18 protein-coding genes are annotated in these 18237 nt (G+C 57.4%); 8 read left to right on the top strand and 10 right to left on the bottom strand.

All coding sequences use genetic code 11. The features are described 5' to 3' along the window. Positions 1 to 36 precede the first annotated feature (36 nt). The 3 genes from Y017_RS14775 to Y017_RS14765 are packed head-to-tail and all read left to right on the top strand — an operon-like array spanning position 37 to position 3442. Positions 37 to 1326, top strand: coding sequence for a paraquat-inducible protein A (locus Y017_RS14775; protein ID WP_035461783.1), 1290 nt, complete (start codon positions 37 to 39; stop codon positions 1324 to 1326). Next, complete coding sequence (gene pqiB / locus Y017_RS14770) at positions 1323 to 2936, top strand: intermembrane transport protein PqiB (RefSeq protein WP_011589591.1); 1614 nt, start codon at positions 1323 to 1325, stop codon at positions 2934 to 2936. Before Y017_RS14775 ends, pqiB begins: the two co-directional genes overlap by 4 nt. Further along, complete coding sequence (locus tag Y017_RS14765; RefSeq protein ID WP_035461782.1) at positions 2933 to 3442, top strand: membrane integrity-associated transporter subunit PqiC; 510 nt, start codon at positions 2933 to 2935, stop codon at positions 3440 to 3442. Before pqiB ends, Y017_RS14765 begins: the two co-directional genes overlap by 4 nt. Positions 3443 to 3577: 135 nt before the next feature. Here the strand turns inward: Y017_RS14765 and Y017_RS14760 are convergent, their stop codons facing one another. From Y017_RS14760 to Y017_RS14735, 6 genes are all read right to left on the bottom strand, one after another. Continuing rightward, the gene (locus tag Y017_RS14760; RefSeq protein WP_035461780.1) at positions 3578 to 4810 is read right to left on the bottom strand and encodes a heme biosynthesis HemY N-terminal domain-containing protein; all 1233 of its coding nucleotides are present in this window, start codon (positions 4808 to 4810) and stop codon (positions 3578 to 3580) included. Beyond that, on the bottom strand, positions 4807 to 5772 hold the full coding sequence (locus tag Y017_RS14755; RefSeq protein WP_011589594.1) for a uroporphyrinogen-III C-methyltransferase: 966 nt from the start codon (positions 5770 to 5772) through the stop codon (positions 4807 to 4809). Before Y017_RS14755 ends, Y017_RS14760 begins: the two co-directional genes overlap by 4 nt. Positions 5773 to 5954: 182 nt before the next feature. Beyond that, complete coding sequence (locus tag Y017_RS14750; protein WP_035461778.1) at positions 5955 to 6686, bottom strand: uroporphyrinogen-III synthase; 732 nt, start codon at positions 6684 to 6686, stop codon at positions 5955 to 5957. Beyond that, on the bottom strand, positions 6683 to 7615 hold the full coding sequence (hemC, locus tag Y017_RS14745) for a hydroxymethylbilane synthase (RefSeq protein ID WP_011589596.1): 933 nt from the start codon (positions 7613 to 7615) through the stop codon (positions 6683 to 6685). Before hemC ends, Y017_RS14750 begins: the two co-directional genes overlap by 4 nt. 364 nt (positions 7616 to 7979) lie before the next feature. Continuing rightward, positions 7980 to 8720, bottom strand: a complete 741-nt coding sequence (locus Y017_RS14740) for a LytTR family DNA-binding domain-containing protein (RefSeq protein WP_035461776.1) — start codon at positions 8718 to 8720, stop codon at positions 7980 to 7982. A 13-nt stretch (positions 8721 to 8733) separates the two neighbouring features. After that, positions 8734 to 9762 (bottom strand): sensor histidine kinase, encoded by a 1029-nt coding sequence (locus tag Y017_RS14735; protein ID WP_035461774.1) that lies wholly within the window; start codon positions 9760 to 9762, stop codon positions 8734 to 8736. Positions 9763 to 9898: 136 nt separating this feature from the next. Here Y017_RS14735 and argH point away from each other — a divergent pair, with 136 nt between their 5' ends. Beyond that, entirely contained in the window at positions 9899 to 11293 is a 1395-nt protein-coding gene (gene argH / locus Y017_RS14730) for an argininosuccinate lyase (protein ID WP_035461772.1), read from the top strand. A gap of 68 nt (positions 11294 to 11361) precedes the next feature. On the opposite strand, the gene rnk is transcribed toward argH, so the two are convergent. Beyond that, positions 11362 to 11763 carry a nucleoside diphosphate kinase regulator gene (gene rnk, locus Y017_RS14725; RefSeq protein ID WP_011589600.1) on the bottom strand — a complete coding sequence of 134 codons (402 nt, stop codon included), beginning with the start codon at positions 11761 to 11763 and terminating at the stop codon, positions 11362 to 11364. Positions 11764 to 12009: 246 nt separating this feature from the next. On the opposite strand from rnk, the gene Y017_RS14720 reads away from it, so the two are divergent. Next, on the top strand, positions 12010 to 12192 hold the full coding sequence (locus Y017_RS14720) for a lipoprotein (RefSeq protein WP_011589601.1): 183 nt from the start codon (positions 12010 to 12012) through the stop codon (positions 12190 to 12192). 2 nt (positions 12193 to 12194) lie between these two features. After that, the gene (lysA, locus tag Y017_RS14715) at positions 12195 to 13436 is read left to right on the top strand and encodes a diaminopimelate decarboxylase (RefSeq protein ID WP_011589602.1); all 1242 of its coding nucleotides are present in this window, start codon (positions 12195 to 12197) and stop codon (positions 13434 to 13436) included. Positions 13437 to 13507: 71 nt separating this feature from the next. Here lysA and nhaC read toward each other — a convergent pair whose 3' ends face one another. The 3 genes from nhaC to Y017_RS14700 form a co-directional block, all read right to left on the bottom strand. Continuing rightward, positions 13508 to 14983 carry a Na+/H+ antiporter NhaC gene (gene nhaC / locus Y017_RS14710; protein ID WP_011589603.1) on the bottom strand — a complete coding sequence of 492 codons (1476 nt, stop codon included), beginning with the start codon at positions 14981 to 14983 and terminating at the stop codon, positions 13508 to 13510. Between the two features lie 82 nt (positions 14984 to 15065). Further along, a complete protein-coding gene (locus Y017_RS14705) occupies positions 15066 to 15551 on the bottom strand; it encodes a GNAT family N-acetyltransferase (protein ID WP_011589604.1) in 486 nt (161 codons plus the stop codon). Continuing rightward, complete coding sequence (locus Y017_RS14700; protein ID WP_011589605.1) at positions 15548 to 16396, bottom strand: 23S rRNA (adenine(2030)-N(6))-methyltransferase RlmJ; 849 nt, start codon at positions 16394 to 16396, stop codon at positions 15548 to 15550. Before Y017_RS14700 ends, Y017_RS14705 begins: the two co-directional genes overlap by 4 nt. Before the next feature lie 196 nt (positions 16397 to 16592). On the opposite strand from Y017_RS14700, the gene dapF reads away from it, so the two are divergent. Then, complete coding sequence (gene dapF, locus Y017_RS14695; protein WP_035461770.1) at positions 16593 to 17438, top strand: diaminopimelate epimerase; 846 nt, start codon at positions 16593 to 16595, stop codon at positions 17436 to 17438. A 66-nt stretch (positions 17439 to 17504) separates the two neighbouring features. After that, positions 17505 to 18230, top strand: coding sequence for a DUF484 family protein (locus Y017_RS14690; protein ID WP_011589607.1), 726 nt, complete (start codon positions 17505 to 17507; stop codon positions 18228 to 18230). Positions 18231 to 18237: the final 7 nt, after the last annotated feature.

Genomic DNA, 18237 nt, shown 5'->3' with positions numbered 1-18237 from the left:
TTGCGGTTTGTTGCTCCATTTTAGGGAAACAATACGATGGCGGACTCGCCCTCCTCGGCTCATGGTGATCAGACTTTATTGTTGCCCTGCCACGAATGCGATCTGATTTGCGAGGTGACGATTCGCCACGACGGCCAATGGCGATACTGCCCTCGCTGCCAGCACCCGCTGATGCGCCCGGCGCAAGATGATCAACTCACCCCCGCACTGGCATTCACGGCTTTATTGTTACTCACCCTGTCACTTCTTTTCCCCTACTTGGGCTTTGAAAAGAGCGGCATTGAAAGAGCTATTTCCATCACGGACGCAGCACAGGAGCTGGCCGTTTATCACCACCCTGCGCTTGCGGTCATTGTTCTGGCTACCATCGTAGTAATCCCGGCCTTGTACCTGCTCTCGGTCTGCTGGATTCATATGAGCCTGGCTAGCCCCAGGCCGCTGCCCGGCAGCCTGTTCCTGGCTCGTTGGCTGCCGCGCATGCAGCCCTGGATGATGGCCGATGTTTTTGCCATCGCCGCCTTGGTAAGCCTGATTAAAATCATCGCCATGGCCCATATCCAGTTACTCTCCGCCTTCTGGACCTTTTCCGGCTTCGCCCTGATCCTGCTGATTACCGTTACTCGCATGAATACCATCGGCTTATGGCAGCGGTTACTCGGCGACCTGCAACAGCCGCCGCAGGCCCGCGCGGGTAAAACCGCCCAGGCTTTGGGGCTTATTGGCTGCGAATGGTGCGGACAGCTTCAGCCCCTAGGGCAATCCCACCGCTGCCATCATTGCCACAGCCCTTTGCATGAACGGCATCCTTTTAGCCTGCAACGGGTTTGGGCCCTACTGATCACCGCTATCTTATGCTGCATTCCCGCGCACCTGTTCCCCATCATGATCACCACCAGCCTGGGAAAGACCGAGCCGTCCACCATCATCGCCGGGGTGATGCTGTTTATTCGGCATGGCGACTGGCCCATCGCAGTGATTATTTTCACTGCCAGCGTGCTAGTGCCCTTCGGCAAGATCCTCGCTCTGAGCTGGTTATGTGTTGCCTCCCGACAACAACAAGCATTGGATATGAACAGCCAGATGAAACTGTATCGCCTCACCGAGTGGATTGGGCGCTGGTCGATGATTGATGTCTTTGTGGTGGCCATCATTGTCGCCCTGTTTCAGATGGGCAATATTCTTACCGTGATGCCTGGCATGGGAGGGGTCGCCTTCTCCGCCGTGGTCATTTTCACCATGCTTGCCGCCCACCAGTTCGACCCTCGGCTGATCTGGGATCAGCAACAACAGCTGCCCCCCACTCTTGAACCGGAGCATCAACCTTGAACCAACCTGACACGCCCACGTCACGCCGCCGGCTATCTGCGGTCTGGCTGATTCCTCTGATGGCCGCATTCATTGGGCTATGGCTGGTGTTCAGCTACCTTTCCAGCCAGGGGCCGATTATTACGTTGAAGCTGGAAGATGCAGAAGGCATTAATGCCGGCAAAACGGCGATAAAGATGCGTAATGTTCAAATAGGCGTAGTAGAAAGTGTCAGCCTCTCAGAAGACCTGAGCCATACTCTGCTCAGCGTGCAGATGCAGGCCGACACCGACCGCATGCTCTTTAGTGACGCCCAGTTCTGGGTAGTAAAACCCCGGGTAGGGCGTGAGGGCATCAGCGGCTTAAGTACCGTGCTGTCCGGGGCCTATATCGAATTACTGCCCGGCAGTAACGGCAAAAAAACCAAAACCTTTACCGTAAAAAACAGCCCGCCGCCGGAGAAAACGGGCGACGGCCTATTCCTGAAACTGGTCAGCGAGCCAGGCACCAACATCAACAACGGCGACCCGGTCAGCTTCCGCAGCCTGAAAGTAGGCCGCGTGGTCGAAACCCAATTTGATCGCCAAGCCAAACTATTCCGCCACCGTCTCTTTATCGAAAAGCCCTACGATGTATTGGTCAGCGAGAGCAGCCGTTTCTGGAAAGTCTCTGGCATCGGCTTCCAGCTGGATGCCAGGGGCTTTCAAGCCCAGCTCAGCTCGCTAGAAGCGCTGCTTGGTGGAGGCATTTCTTTTTCTGTGCCCGATTCCAGCATGGCCACCGGTGCACCGGTGGAAGATGGCCACCAGTTCGAATTGCATAACAGCCAGGAGAGCGCCCGAAGAGCACTTTATACCCAGACCTTAGACTACGTATTGCTGGTTGAACGCAGTGTGCGCGGGCTCAAAGCAGGCGCCCCCGTGGAATACCGTGGCATCCGCGTTGGCACCGTGGAACAGGTCCCCTGGGCTTTTGCCGAGCAAGGCCCCAACGCCATGACCGACAGCCCGATCCCAGTGCTAATCCGCCTGGAACCGCAACGGGTCAATCAACAATCCAACATCGCGTTAACTACCTGGAAAGAAGAAATCAGCCATATGGTTAACAATGGCCTTCGCGCCAGCCTCAAAGCCGGCAACCTGCTGACGGGCTCTTTATTTGTGGACCTAGCGTTCCACCAAAACGCCCCCACTACGGATACCTCTGCAACCTATAACTCCGTGCCAGTCATGCCATCCGTTGCCGGCGGCGGCTTGAGTAAGTTAGAAGACCAGCTCCATGCGTTGCTAAAAACGCTGAATGAACTGCCCATGAAGAATATGGCAGACAACCTCAATAACAATCTTAAACACTTGTCCGGCGTAACTGGGCGCATTGAATCCTTGCTGAATGACCCTGCGCTCAACACGTTGCCCCAACAAATTTCCAGCAACCTGGATGCACTGGACGCGACTCTACAAGGCTGGCAATCCGGCGGCGATGGCTACCAGGAGTTGCAAGGGACGCTGCAGAAACTGAACCGCTTGCTCGACAGCGCCGAGCCCCTGCTCGACACCTTGAATGAACAGCCCAATGCGTTGATCTTCCAGCGCCACCCAACCACCGACCCCCAACCCCGAGGCGCACAATGATCCGTCTGCTCGCCATCGCCGCTATTCTCTGCACACTGTGGAGCTGCAGCCACGCCCCCCAGCCATCGCCGCCGGGCTATGTGTTGCCTTCTGCCACGCTATCCGCGCATTCACCACTAACCATTAAGGTGGCGCTGGCTAACTACCTGAACCGGGGCGGAATTGTGATGCAACTCAGCGACAGCGAAATACAGGTGGCCCGCCACCATCGCTGGGCCGAGCCCTTGGCCACGCAGTTACAGCGCGCTCTGGAAGCCCGCATGACCACCGGTCATGAGCAAACTCTCACCGTGGAACTGACTCGTTTTCAAGGACTGCAAGGCGAAGACAGGGATGCCGCAGTTATTAGCGGGCGATGGACTCTGGCAGGAGACAACGGAGAAGTAGCAAAGGGCCGCATTCAATGGGAAGCCGCACTGGAGAACGGTGGCTATGCCAACCTGATAAGAACGTTGGATCGGGGCTGGCAGGCCGTGGCGGCAGAGATTGCCACCACCATTCATTGAAGGTGGGGCTTGCCTGCATTCCCTAATGCGTTGTCGGATTACGGCCTTCGCCTAATACGACCTACAAGGTGCTGCGGTTTTTGTAGGTCGTGTTAGCTGCGTAGCGGCGTAACCCGACAAAACGACATCAGAACACTACTGCACGCTTTTATCAGGCTGCGGCAGGGCAGGAAGATCCCCTGCAAGCTGAGCCAAACGTCGGTCGAAGACAGACATGGCCTTGCTGGTATCCCCCAGTGCCCGGTACAACCGCGCTAACTCAGCCAATGCCGTGGCACTCTGACTAGAGTTCGCCGCAGCCTCAAAGAAACCTTGAGCCTTACCCCACAGGCGCGCCTTCAACGCAACACGGCCAGCGGTGATCAAAACCGCCGCATTGCCGGGTCGTTCTACCAGCCACTTTTCTAGCACCTGCAACAGGTCATCGGGGGAAATATCGTCGATGGCTTCCAGCACCGGCGGCAAGCGATCATCCCATTGGCTAGCCAGTTGCTCGCGGACCAAATTCAGGGCACCACGGCCACCACCCAGCTGGGCCAAAAAACCCGCGTAACGGGCCACCATGGCCGGGTCGTTTTTCAGACGAACCGGCACGTCTTTCCACAGTTTGCGCAGCTCTTCGCGGCGGCTATCGGCATCGTTAAACCCCGGTTTGCGGGCGGTTTCTTGCAACCAGGCCAACCACGCTTTGCGCTCACGGCGGGCTTGATCGTTTTCACCAAAGGCGCGTTTCAAACGTGGCATCAGGCCGCACAGTGTTTGCCAGTCTTTCTGGCGTTCCAACACTTCGGCGTAGGTATTGAGAATGCGTTTGTTGCGCGGCGCCATGTCCGCCAGCACCTTCAATTCACTACGGGCCTGTTCCGGATGACCATCATCCAGTGCAAAGCGGGCTTTCATCAGGCCCGCCACCAGCCTTCCTCGGCGGTCGGCGCTAGCCTGCTCAAGGTACTGCTGCGAAACATCTACCTTGTCCTGCTCTTGGGCCGCTTCCGCCGCTAACAACCAGGCAACCAATGGCCAGTCGCCTTCTTCACCGGCCGCCGCCAGCAAGCGCTCAGCTTTTTCGAGCTCGCCATCCACCAACTGCAGAAAACCACTGCGCAAGCGGCGTTCAGCCACCTTTCTTTTCCAGCGACGGGTAGCGCGGACTGGCTCCATAAGGTTCCAGGCCGTATTACCCAGCAAAGTCAGCACCACCAGTGCCACCGCACCCAGCAAGGCCATTAGAACCACGAAGCCCAGCGTGGTATCCACTGACATGGTGTCGCGGATAATCAGCACATAACCGGAATCCGCTGCCATCCAACGCCCCAGCGCCAACGCGGCGACCAACGCAATAATAATCAGCAGGACGAGTTTCTTCATGCCTCGCCCTCCTTGCGTTTGAGAGCTTCAATTGCCGCCAAGCCATTACCGATCTGCGGCAACGCTTGGGCCACTTGGGCGCCGCTCATTTCCTTCAGGGTGGTCTGCATTTGTGCGGCACGGGGATCGTCACCACGGAACCATTGCTTGAGTGTCGACTCGGCACTTTCAACCGCCTGACGGTAGGCGTCAGCACGCCCCTGCATCAGTGCAAGCTGCGCCTGCTGCAGGCTGCCATCCAAAGTCAGACGCACCAGTGCGGCCTGCTCCCCCGACAATGGCAGAGGTACCGCACTGTCATGGCGGCGCACGGTTATCGGCATCCGGTCGATCACACTCTGCCACCAACCCTGATCCACTCCCGGCTGGTCACGTTCCGATGGCAATGCTTCTGCCGGTACAGCCAGTTCGACTACCAGCTCTCGCAACGCGCCCAAACGCAACACCATGCCCTGCACATCCACCTGGCTGGCGCCACTGAGAATTTCCATATCCATGGCCAGTGCTTTGCGGGCCGGCAACACTGCTGGATCACCTAGGCGAGCCAAGACCTCATCTGCGGCCTTTAACAAACGGCGTGCTGCCAACGTATCTTGGGTAAGCAACAGTCTCTGGCTGGCCAGACTCGCCAGTGCCCGGGCCTCATTGATCAACCACAGTCGCTGCCCACCGCTTTTTATATCGGTCAAGGCTGCGCGGTCGTTGGTCATCTGCGCAGCTAGCTTGGCCTGCCGTTTTTCTAAGTCAGATAATGCGGCCTGTACTTGGCGATGCTGACTGGTCAGCTCACTTTTCACTGTCGCCACCTGATCGGCAAGGCCGCTCTTTTCGTTCTTCAGCCGGGTAAACTCCTGCCACCCCCACCAGCCAGCAGCGCCAAGTGCAACCAGCACCACCAATACAAGCAGCACAGCCAGAAGGCTTACCCCGGTTTGGCGGAAAAAAGGACGATCCTGCGTCATATCAGCTCCGTTGTTGTCGTAAGCGAGGCCAGCGCAACACTCAATTGCGCAGCGGCGATACCCGATCTCATTGCAAAAACCTTAAAGTGACCGCCCATTGCTGTCCAATCATTACCGTTACCGGCAAGGAAAAAAAGGCCTGCACACTATTTTACCTTTTGGTAAATGTTTATATCTTCTTCTTAATCTATCGTGGCGACCGCAACAAGGGCAGACAACATGTCTTCATCGTGGGCGCTAGCGGCTACAGACACATCCCCGGAATGCTCAGCGCGCACCACGTCAGCCACTCGCTCCCCCGCAGCCACCACGCCACAGCACGGCGGCACCGAGCCGCCGATTGCTTGCCAGCCCTGTACGCTGGTAATCATAACCCAGTCGGTCTCTGCCGGGATTAGAACTGGGCTTGCGGCCTTTCGGCGATAAAAAGCCAACGCATCCACTCTCGCCCCTCGGGACTGCAGCGTTTGCGCCAACAGTTCCCGGCCGCTGTCACCCCGGCAAATCAGAATCTGTTTTTCAACCAGCTGCTGCAGGCAAGGCAACGCCAGCACCGCTTCGGTATTAAACCCTTGCTGCGGCACGGTGGCAGGCAAGTGCCAGCTTTCCAGCTCTGCTGCAGTAGCACGACCCACCGCTAGCCAGTGCACCCCAACGGGCCACTGGGGCCACAGGTCAGCCATGGCCGACAGGGCCAGACGGGCAGCATTTACACTGGCGAAAAACACCGCATGATAACCATCCAGCTCCATCAGGGTACGCTGCATGGTGTCATCCACCGTTATCGGTTCGATAACCAGTGCCGGCTGGTGAAGCGGCTGATACCCTGCCTCAACCAACAGGGCCATCAGCCGCTGCTGCTGACCTTCAGGGCGGGTGACGACAACCCGTTGCTGTCGGCCTTGATCGTTCATTGGCGAGCGTACAAGGCCTTCAAAATTTCATCCGCGCCCTGGGCCAATAACTGCTCAGCAATATCGATACCCAGTTCCGCGCCTTGGCCGCGGGGAGCGGTTCCTTCTGCGCGCAATACCCGGCTACCATCTTCTTCTGCCACCAAGCCACGTAGCCACAACTGGCCATCTTCAAGCAGAGCAAAACCCGCGATCGGCACCTGACACCCCCCTTCGAGGCGCCGGTTCATGGCCCGTTCGGCCACCACCCGATCCCAAGTATCCACGTCACTCAGCGGTGACAGCAACTCAATGGTGCTCTCATCACCCTCACGACACTCGATACCCACGGCGCCTTGCCCCACTGCGGGGAGCGATTCTTCCGGAGGCATTTCGTAACGAATGCGATCGTGCATTTCCAGGCGCTTAAGGCCCGCGGCGGCAAGGATAATGGCATCGAAGTTACCCGCATCCAGCTTGCCCAGCCGGGTCTGCACATTACCGCGGAGACTGTTGACGACCAAATCCGGGCGATTGGCTTTTACCTGAGCCTGGCGACGCAGGCTGGAGGTCCCCACGCAGGCACCATGGGGCAGCGAAGATAGGCCGTCGAACGTGTTGGAGACAAAGGCATCCCGGGGATCTTCACGCTCACAAATCACTGGCAACGCAAAACCCGGTGGCAATTCCATTGGCACATCTTTCATGGAATGCACGGCAATATCCGCGCGCCCATCCATCATCGCCTCTTCCAGCTCTTTGACGAATAATCCTTTGCCACCAATCTTTGCCAGCGGGGTATCGAGAATCTTGTCGCCCTGAGTCTTAATCCGCACCAGCTCCACGCGCAATCCCTCATGCAGGCTTTCCAGGCGCTGCTGAACATACTCGGCCTGCCAAATAGCCAACGGGCTGGAACGGGTAGCGATACGCAAGATTTCGCGGGACATGGGGCACTCTAAGGGTTGTGAATTTAGATCGACAGTCTATCAGTTTAACAAGCTTCAAGCCTCAAGCCACAGCGGCATAGAAAAGCGGATGCCATTTAAATGCGCGGCGCCAAGCCCTCCCTGGGCTCGACCCCATGCCTGCAAAAAAAAAGTTTAAAACCACGCCGTCACTTACAGCTTAGCGGCTACCTGTTGCCATAGACGGCAACGGCAGACTCCGCCAACTCTAAAAGAAATCCCGGGATTAATAATCGACTCAGCGCCCCCTCCATTACGGGGGACACTCATGCGCGCATTCACATTGCCATACAGAAAACCAGCAACCAACGGAGCGGAAGCCTGTTGGCTCCGTCATTAAAACCCGTTAAAGATTCTGCAACACTCGGCGCAACCCTGCCACATGGCGCCGGCTCACAGTCAATCGCTCATCCACCCCGCGCAGGCGAACCTGATGGTGGCCTGCGGTGGCCATTTCCATACCTTCAATAAAGTTCAGAGCCACTAGTGCATTGCGGTGAATACGTACGAACTGATCACCGAATTCGGCTTCCAATTCTTTGAGGGTTTCATCAATCAGCACTTCGCCTTCGCTAAAGCACACCGTCACGTATTTCTGATCTGCCAGGAAATAACGCACGCTGTTCACAGGCACCAGCTCCAGCCCCCGATGGGTGCGGGCGCTGATATGGCCTCGACGACGCGGCTTGTCCTCACTCACTTCGCCACTAATTTCTGCCAGCTGAATCCTATTGAGCGTTTTCGCCTTGTTAAGCGCGGCAGTCAAATCCGCGGCATTAACGGGCTTGAGCAGGTAATCCACCGCATGCACACGGAACGCTTGCAGGGCATGCTCGTCATAGGCCGTACAGAAAATCAGTGCCGGCGGGTTATCCATCTTGCTCAGATGCTCCGCCGCTTCCATTCCATCCATTTCCGGCATGCGGATATCCATTAACACCACATCCGGTTTACAGGACTGAGCCTCAATAATGGCTTCACGGCCATTGCCCGCCTCAGCCACCACCTCGGCGTTTTCGATCTTGTCGACCAGTCGTTTCAGCCGGTCGCGAGCCAGTTGCTCGTCGTCGCAGACAAGTACCCGCATAAGTCTCATCCTTTTATTGCAGCGGATATTGGATTTCGATCTCATATTCTTTTTTTTGCGGGCGGGATTCCACCGCCACATGATCACCGTATAGAGCTTCCAGCCGATGACGTATATTTTCCAATGCCATGCGATTGCCTTTGTGATGCCCATCGCCTTCCGGCTTGGGATTGCTCACCGACAGCACCAGATTACCATTGTGAGCGAGGGCACGGATCGTCACCATGCCCCCCGCAGATAATGGCTGTATGCCATGATAAATGGCATTTTCAAGCAAAGGTTGCAAGGTTAATAACGGAATCTTCAAGGATTTTGCATCCACCTGAATGTCCCATTCCACCTGCAAACGCTCCCCCATCCGCAGCTGCTCGATGTGGATATAACGCCGACACAACTCAAATTCTTCTTCCAAAGAAGCCTCGTTACCACTGTTTTTAAGGCTTGCTCGGAACAGTACCGACAGATCCTCCACTACCTGCTCTGCCGCATCCGGGTCCACCGCGATAAGGCTGGCAATAATATTCATGGAGTTAAACAAAAAGTGCGGGCGAATCCGTGATTGCAGCGCTTGGATGCGCGCCTGCAATTCCGCCTGGTCCTTCTGACGCAACTGCTCCTGCACATAGAAATAGCGCATAACCAAACCCGCGATAATCGCTGCGATTAAGCCGTTAACCAAGGTTTCAGTCGACCACAACCCTATATCCAGCCCTTCTCCACTGGCCCAGCCCATCACCAGCCGAGCTAAGAAACTGAACAGCAAGGTATCGATAACCACCAGCAACACCACCACAGTGGAGGTCCAGGCAGGCGGCAAGCGGTTAAGCCTGCCTCGCAGCTGACAGATCAGCGCGGCAGAACTCAGCCCCACCCATTGCACAAACAAGGAGGTAACCGCCAGCCGCCCAACGCTAAAATCGTCGTAGTAAGTGGCCACCAACGTCACCACCAACGCCATTAACTCGGCCACCACCACCACCACCAACACGGCACGGGTACTGCACAAGTCAGGCAGAAAACTGTTATTCGCCGGGACATCCATTGCCACCTGCGCACTCCTTTAATACGGAAAAAGGCCTAATTATGAATATGTTATACCTGAATGAACCGCCACTCCCAAGAAATACTCTCCCCCTGCTATACTTGCGCCCCCGCAAACCAAGCGTTGAGCAAGTACGATGACTGACAAGCAGCAGAACAAACTCTGGGGCGGCCGCTTCAGCGAGTCCACCGACCAGTTCGTGCAAGAATTCACTGCCAGTGTGAACTTCGACCGGCGCATGTACCGTCAGGACATCTACGGCTCTCAGGCTCATGCAACCATGCTTGCGGAAGTGGGCGTGCTCACCAATGAAGAGCGCGACGCCATTATTGTGGGCCTGCGTGAAATCCAGCTGGAAATCGAAAACGGCGAGTTCCAGTGGTCCGTAGCACTGGAAGATGTGCACATGAACATCGAAGCCCGGCTCACCGACAAGATCGGCATCACCGGCAAGAAGCTGCACACCGGTCGTTCGCGTAACGACCAAGTGGCCACCGACATTCGCCTGTGGCTACGTGACGAATTGCTGATTCTGGAAGAACAGTTCCTGCACCTCATGCAAGGCCTGCTTAACCTGGCCGAGCGCGAAGCCGCCACCATCATGCCTGGCTTCACCCACCTGCAGACAGCCCAGCCGGTGACCTTCGGGCATCACCTGCTAGCGTGGTTCGAAATGCTCAAACGCGACCGGGAACGTCTGCTGGACTGCAAGAAGCGGGTTAACCGTATGCCGCTGGGGGCCGCCGCCTTGGCCGGCACCACCTACCCGATTAACCGGGAGCGCACCTGCGAGCTTCTCGGTTTTGACGGCGTCTGCGAAAACTCCCTGGATGCAGTGAGCGACCGGGATTTCGCCATTGAATTCTGCGCGATGGCGGCACTGACCATGACTCACTTGTCACGGATCAGCGAAGAGCTTGTGCTGTGGACCAGCGCCCAGTTCAACTTTATCAACCTGCCCGACCGCTTCTGCACCGGCAGCTCCATCATGCCGCAGAAGAAAAACCCGGACGTGCCTGAACTAGTGCGAGGCAAGACCGGCCGCGTTAATGGCCACCTGATCAGCCTGCTAACCCTGATGAAGAGCCAGCCGCTGGCCTACAACAAGGACAACCAGGAAGACAAAGAGCCGCTGTACGATGCCGTGGATACTCTCAAAGGCAGCCTGCGCGCCTTCGGTGACATGATCCCTGCGTTGGAACCCAACCGTGAAGTGATGCGCGAAGCGGCCCGTCGCGGTTTCGCCACGGCCACCGATCTGGCGGATTACTTGGTACGCAAAGGCATCGCCTTCCGCGACTCCCACGAGATCGTCGGCAAGGCGGTGGCTTATGGCGTAGAGAAAAAGAAGGATTTGGGCGACATGTCCTTGTCGGAACTGAAGCAATTCAGCGACCAAATCGAAGACAACGTGTTCGAAGTATTGACTCTGGAAGGCTCCGTGAGCGCCCGTAACCACATCGGCGGCACCGCCCCCGACCAGGTCCGCGCCGCTGTGGCCCGTGCCCGCGAGGCGCTGGACAACACCTAAGCCGGGCAACAGCAAGGCGGGAGCTTCAGTCTTTCCGCCTTGCTGTTGAGCTGGTGGCTAGGGCCGAGTTATTCGCCGCCCAGGTCCTCACCATTGGCTTCTGGCTGATACTCCACCGCAAGAATCTCCAGCTTCAAAACCTTGCCGTTGGGCGCCGGCCAATCAATGCTTTGGCCCACCGACAACCCCAACAACGCTGCACCCACCGGCGCCAGGATCGACACCCGCTGCGGCCCAGTATCGTGCGGATATACCAGCGTCAGGCACATTTCCCGGCCACGGCCCTGCTCCCGGCAACGAATCCGCGAATTCATGGTGACCACATCCGCTGGCATATCCTTTGGCTCAACCACCGTGGCGCGCAACAACTCCTCCTCTAGGCCATCAGCCACTTCGCCATCCACATCGGACAGCAGCGCCTCCAAACGGGCAACATCCAGACGAGACACGGTAATGACGGGAAGCGCCATGATTTTCTCCTTAACGTAAAACGCCCCACACGAGCACGGGTCCGTAATGCCGAAATCATTCAGGCACAGATTGGACACTCATGCGGAAGGGGCGAAAAGATCAACAGAAATGGGTCCACATTACGCAGACTATGAACCGATAGTAGACCTGATCTGTTTTTTCTCAAGCGGCGTTATCGGACACCCCCCTGCATTACCTCTAGAGTCGCGAACCGTTATACTTCTCCCCAGCAAACGGAGCCCCCCATGCGCACATTCAGCCTGTTACTGTTCCTGCTGTTGGCCGGTTGCGGCCAAAAAGGTCCGCTGTATTTTGACCAACAGCGCAACGCGTCAACGCCGGCCAGCAACGCCGAGCCGTCGCAAACCAACGCAGACAGTGACGACACACAAGACAAAGAGGACGCTGACGCGTCAGCACAGGACTAATCATGGATCATTTTCAGTACCGCGACGGAGAATTGTTTGCCGAAGAGCTGCCGGTAGAGCAACTGGCGGACCGCTTCGGCACGCCGCTCTATCTGTATTCCCGGGCGGCGTTGGAACGTCACTACTTGGCGTTCGACGAAGCGTTCGGTGATCATCCTCATCAGGTGTGCTATGCGGTAAAAGCCAACTCCAATCTGGCCGTGCTGAATGTACTAGCCCGGGTCGGCGCGGGTTTCGACATTGTTTCCGGTGGCGAACTGGAACGCGTGCTGCGTGCCGGCGGCGACCCAGACAAAATTGTTTTCTCCGGAGTCGGCAAAACCGCCAACGAAATGGCCGCCGCCCTGAAAGCCAACATCCACTGTTTCAACGTGGAATCCGCCGCGGAACTGGAATTGCTGAACCTGGTGGCCGGCGAGCTGGACCGGGAGGCGCCGATCGCCATCCGCGTGAACCCGGATGTGGACGCCCAGACCCACCCCTATATTTCCACCGGTTTGAAAGACAACAAGTTCGGCGTGGACATCACTAAAGCCCCCGCCTTGTATCAACGAGCCGCTGAGTTACCGCACATCAAGATACTGGGCATCGATTGCCATATCGGCAGCCAGCTCACCAAACTCGATCCATTCGAAGCGGCCTTGGAGCGGGTATTGAAACTGCTGGCCCAACTGCAAGAGCACGGCATCGAGATTCATCATTTGGATTTAGGTGGCGGCCTAGGCGTGACCTACGACGACGAAACTCCCCCGGATCGCTCGGACTATGTGCAGGCCTTGCTCAAGCACATTCCCGGCGAGCTTCCCGTGCACATCGAACCAGGGCGCTCCATTGCTGCCAATGCAGGAATTTTTGTTACTCAAGTGCTGTTTCTGAAGCCCACCGAGCACAAAAATTTCGCCATCGTCGACGGCGCCATGAACGATCTGATTCGCCCCAGCCTCTACTCCGCCTGGCAGAACATTGTACCGGTAAAACCCCACGAGGCGGACTGCCGCAACTGGGATATTGTCGGGCCAGTGTGCGAAACCGGCGACTTCCTGGGCAAGGACCGGGCCCTGGCACTGGAGACCGGCGACCTGCTAGCCGTGCGCAGTGCCGGCGCCTACGGCTTCGCCATGGCCAGCAACTACAACAGCCGCAACCGCCCCGCCGAAGTCATGGTGGATGGCGACCAGGCCTTTGTCGTGCGGCAAAGGGAAACCTATGACGAACAATTGAAACTGGAATCGTTACTGCCATAGCAGTAAACGCAGCACGTTTCATGCGCAAAGGGTTTAAAAGAAAAGGCGGCCAGGCCGCCTTTTCTTTTTGTTCATAGTGATCCGGTTTTATACACCTCTTGAGGGGGCGCTAACCGCAGCACCTTGACCCCCAGCCAGGCATAAACCAACGCCAACACCGGGTTGATCAGATTAAAGAACGCGTAGAAAAGATAATCGGTCACCGGCACCAGCAATACCGATTGCATGTAGGCACCGCAGGTGTTCCAAGGGATAAGCGGGCTGGTGATAGTGCCACCATCTTCTAGCGCACGGGACAGATTCACTGGCGCCAGGCCCTGTTTTGCATAGGCTTCACGGAACATCCGGCCAGGCATAATGATAGAAATGTACTGGTCAGCAGTAAGAATATTGCTGCCAAAACAGGTGGCCAATGTGGCGGCGATCAACCCCGCTGCGCCCTTAACCGCCCCCAGCAGCCCTTCGATTAAGCGAGCAAGAAACCCTGCGTGCTCCATCACCGCACCAAAGGTCATCGCACAGATAATCAGCCACACGGTATTGAGCATGGACGCCATGCCGCCGCCAGACAGCAGGTTATTCAACGTCGCATCGCCGGTTTCCACGGTGATGCCCTGGTAAAAGGTCTGCCAAACCACTTTCAAAGACGCCACCCAGCCGGGTGCCGGCTCGCCAGCTTGCACCGCAATCGCCTGCGGCTGAAACATCAGAGCCCAGATCCCACCCAATAACGCGCCCAGAAAAATCGCCGGTAAGGCCGGCATCCGCTTGAGCGCCAGCACCAACAACACCAGCAATGGAATCAGGTGCAGCAAGGAAATATCAAACTGGCTTTCCAGCCCCTGTAGCAGCGGGGTAATTCGGTCCACTGTGTCGCCGGCAACGTCCGTATTCAGCCCCATCACCAAAAAAATCAGCAAGGCGATGACAATGGAGGGCACCGTGGTCCACAACATCAGGCGAATATGCTCAAACAGTTCCGAACCCGCCACCGCCGGAGCTAGGTTAGTGGTCTCAGACAACGGAGAAATCTTGTCACCAAAGTAGGCACCGGAGACCACCGCACCGGCCGCCACCGGCAACGACAACCCCAGCCCGCTGGCCACCCCGATCAACGCCACCCCCACGGTGGCCGCCACGGTCCAACTGGAGCCGATACTCAGGGCGATAATCGCGCAGATCAAACAGGCGGCCGCATAAAACAGGGCCGGATTCATCAACTCAAGACCAAAATAAATGAGCGAAGGCACGATGCCTGCCAACCGCCAGGTACCGATCAGGGCCCCCACACTGAGTAGAATCAGCACCGCACCCAACGCCACCGAAATACCCTTAATCATGGCGGTTTCGATTTCCCGCCAAGTCAGGCCATTTTTAAATGCGATTAATGAGGCAAGGCCGGCACAGATCAGCAAGGCAATCTGGTTGGGACCGGAGGAGGCACTATCGCCGTACAAATAAACCGCCGACGCCAGTAACACCACCAGTACTACGATCGGCAGCAGAGCATCCAGCAAGGAGGGGCGGCGGTATCGGGATTCGGTCATAGCGGCAACATTCAGCGGCTGAGCTTTCCGTTATACCCGACAGGCCACCAGTAAGCACATATCATCGAGGCAGAAAGCGGCGCTAGCCGGCGATGCTGGCCAGCGCTTTCAGCGCTTCACCGTCCAACCGGTAGCGAACCCATTCTGCTTGAGGTTGCGCCCCTAGGCTTTGATAGAACTCCATGGCCGGGGTATTCCAGTCCAGCACGCTCCATTCGAAGCGGCCGCAGTCACTGTCCACGGCAAGGGCCGCCAGTTTCGCCAACAGAGCCTTACCAACCCCTGCCCCGCGCGCTTGCGGTTCCACGAACAGGTCTTCCAAGTACAGGCCATTGCGGCCCTGCCACGTGGAGTAGTTAAAGAAATAGATGGCTAGCCCGACAATACGGCCGCCCTGTTCCGCGACCATGGCATGGGCCGTGGCGTCATCACTAAACAGAGTGGCAGCCAGCTGTGCTTCGTCAGTGGTCACCTGCTCTTCGGCTTGCTCATAACGCGCTAAATCGCGAATCAGGCGCAGCAGATCTCCCACGTCCTCACGGCCGGCCTGGCGCAGGGTGACGGTCATTGCGGGTTTTCGCCGGTCAGCATTTTCACCGTGGTATGGCCATTGGCATCGCACAGCGCCTCTTTCAACAGCGGCATAGCCTGTGCCATGTGCTGGGCCAACGTGTACGGCGGGTTAATGATCAGCATGCCGGTGCCGGTCATGCCACGGCCAGAGGCATCCGGGCGCACACAACATTCCACTCGTAGCAGGTTGGGAATTCCCGCCTTTACGAAACGGCGGATAAAGCTCTCGGTGCGGTTGCGATCCAACACCGGATACCAGATGGCATAGGTCGCCGTAGCAAACCGCTCCATGGCCATTTGCACGGCAGGCAATACACCGTTGTAATCCGCCTCCATTTCATAGGAAGGATCAATCAACACCAACCCTCGTCGATGACGCGGCGGCAACAGGGCTTTAAGCCCGTGCCAGGCATCATCCTTGAGGACTTGCACGCGCTTATCGTCAGCAAACTCGCGCTTGAGCAGCGTAAAATCGGTGCTATGCAGCTCAGTACATTGCAGCACGTCCTGCTCACGCAGCAGGCTAGCACTGATTTGCGGCGAGCCGGGATAATCCATCAGCCGTCCCACCGGATTCAGCTTTTCCACCAGTGACACATATTGATCAATCACACCCACTCCGGTGCGCTTACCAAATAGCTTGGCAATGCCATCCTGGTACTCACCGGTCTTTTGCATGTGCTCGCTGGCAATGGCATAGCTGCCCGCCCCCGCGTGAGTATCGTGGACAGTGAAGGGCTTATCCTTCTTTTTCAGGTATTCAATGATGGCCACCTGCACAATGTGCTTGAGCACATCCGCAAAATTCCCGGCGTGGTAACTGTGACGATAGGAAAGCATGTTTGCTGCCTGCAAGAGTGTGAGGCCGCATTGTACACCTGACGAGCGGGCTCGCGCATAGCCAAGGCGCCCCATCGAGAATGATAGAGTGGAAAGTTGAAACACCGCTAATCGCGCAGGCTCTCCGCCACCCAACCCCTGACGCCACCGCCACGGCAGAGTACAATGGCCTTTTACCCTGTAGCGGACACTTGCGATGAACCTGCGCTTTACCAAAATGCACGGCCTGGGCAACGATTTCATGGTCATCGACGGCATTCGACAGTCATTGCCAGAAACCGGCCTGCCTTTGCCTGCGGATGAAATACGCCGGCTGGCCGACCGCAAGTTTGGCGTGGGTTTTGACCAGATGCTAATTGTGCAGCCCGCCCAGGGCGATGCGGACTTCCGCTACCGGATCCTGAATGCCGATGGCTCCGAAGTGAGCCAATGCGGTAATGGTGCCCGCTGCTTCGCCCGTTTTGTGCGCGAACAGGGACTCACCGACAAAAAATCTATTCGCGTGGAAACCGCTGCAGGGCAAATGACCCTGTCTGTGACCGACGATGATCAGATCACCGTAGACATGGGCGCCCCTCGCTGGGCGCCAGACGCCATCCCCATGACCGCCAAAGCCGAAGCAGACAGCTATTTCCTGGTGTCCGGCACGCAGGCCTGGGAAGTGGGCGCTGTAGGCCTGGGCAACCCCCACTGCACCTTACTGGTGGAAAATGTGGATACCGCCCCTGTAGATACCGTCGGCCCGCTACTGGAAAGCCATGAACAGTTTCCCGAGCGGGTGAACGTGGGCTTTATGCAGATCGTCAACCGCAACGAGATCCGCCTTCGCGTCTACGAGCGCGGCGCAGGGGAAACCCTGGCTTGCGGCTCCGGTGCCTGTGCCGCAGTGGTGATCGGCCAACGCCGGGACTGGCTGGATGACACCGTCACCGTGCACCTACCCGGCGGCACCCTGCACGTCTGCTACGATGGGCAAGGCGGCATCCAGATGACAGGCCCCGCCAGCCATGTCTATGATGGCGCTATTGAGATCGCGCTTTAGCAAACGATTGAAAGCTCGGTGATGTCAGTGCCCACTGACCGGAACGAAAAACAAAGGACAGGATTGATGACGGATCAAACTCCAGCCAGCGCCGACCAGGTTGCCACCTATCTGCGTGACCATGCCGATTTCTTTCAGCATCGCCCGGAGCTACTGGAATTGTTACGTCTCCCAGACCCCAAAGGCGAGGCGGTTTCCCTACTGGAACGTCAGGCCGCCATTCTACGTGAGCGCAACACCGAGCTGCGCGATCGACTCAATGGCCTGCTGGATGTGGCCCGGGAAAACGATCACCTGTTCGACAAGACCCGCCGCCTGACACTGGCCCTGCTGGAAGCCCGCGGCCCCGAGAAGCTGTTTCGCAATTTGCTCACCAGCCTGAGCAGCGACTTCCATTGTGACCAGGTAGCCCTGATGCTGTACGACCGGGAAGTGCCCATTCTCGGCGACCTGCGCAACCAGATCCGCTGCGTGGACAGCGATGCCCTGCCCAGCGCCCTGAACCACCTGCTGCGCAGCGGCAAAGCCGTGTGCGGCGCCATGCGCACAGAAGAAATGGACGCCCTGTTCCAAGATAACGCCACCGATATCCGCTCCGCCGCCATGGTGCCACTGGAATACCAAGGCCGCTTGGGCCTGCTGGCCATTGGCAGTAAAAGTGCCATGCACTTCCGCAGCTCCTTAGGCACCTTATTCATTAGCCATATCGGCCAGGTACTCAGCCGCAGACTCCACGAAGTGGTGCGCCAATACCCCCACCAAGCAGCCAAAAAAACCAGCGACATTAGCTGATAAAGGA

Source organism: Alcanivorax sp. 97CO-5 (genome assembly GCF_000524665.1).
Lineage (GTDB): Bacteria > Pseudomonadota > Gammaproteobacteria > Pseudomonadales > Alcanivoracaceae > Alcanivorax > Alcanivorax borkumensis.
Note: the sequence above shows the minus strand (reverse complement) of the source record. Positions and strands in the feature narration are given on the sequence as shown.